The sequence below is a fragment of the Pseudomonas sp. NPDC089741 genome (genome assembly GCF_044748825.1).
GTDB lineage: Bacteria > Pseudomonadota > Gammaproteobacteria > Pseudomonadales > Pseudomonadaceae > Aquipseudomonas > Aquipseudomonas helmanticensis.
Map to the genome: position 1 here is coordinate 1 of NZ_JBIVGT010000073.1, position 309 is coordinate 309.

Here is a 309-nt window from a genome sequence, read left to right on the forward strand (position 1 = left end):
TCCGCGGTGTCTGACACCTGCTAACGGTATCAAGCACAAGCACGCTTTCAAGAGCCACATCCTGACTAAAATGTCGACCAAGCGTAAGCGTCAACTGCGCGGTAGCAGCTTGCTGCATCCGTCTGACGTGGCAAAAGTCGAGCGCATGCTGCGCCTTCGTTAATTTTAGTCAAGAATAGAGGAAGTAACTCATGGCTCGTGTAAAGCGTGGCGTCATTGCCCGTAAGCGTCACAAAAAAATTCTGAAACTTGCTAAAGGCTACTACGGTGCACGTTCGCGCGTATTCCGTGTTGCCAAGCAAGCGGTAA

General features: G+C 50.8%; 1 protein-coding gene and 1 pseudogene. Both read left to right on the forward strand.

The annotated features are described in order from the left end of the window. Positions 1–10: 10 nt before the first annotated feature. Complete coding sequence (gene rpmI / locus ACIPZE_RS28690) at positions 11–163, forward strand: 50S ribosomal protein L35 (protein WP_400776795.1); 153 nt, start codon at positions 11–13, stop codon at positions 161–163. A gap of 28 nt (positions 164–191) precedes the next feature. Continuing rightward, a pseudogene (locus ACIPZE_RS28695) lies at positions 192–308 on the forward strand (50S ribosomal protein L20); the annotation flags it as partial. Position 309 lies beyond the last annotated feature (1 nt).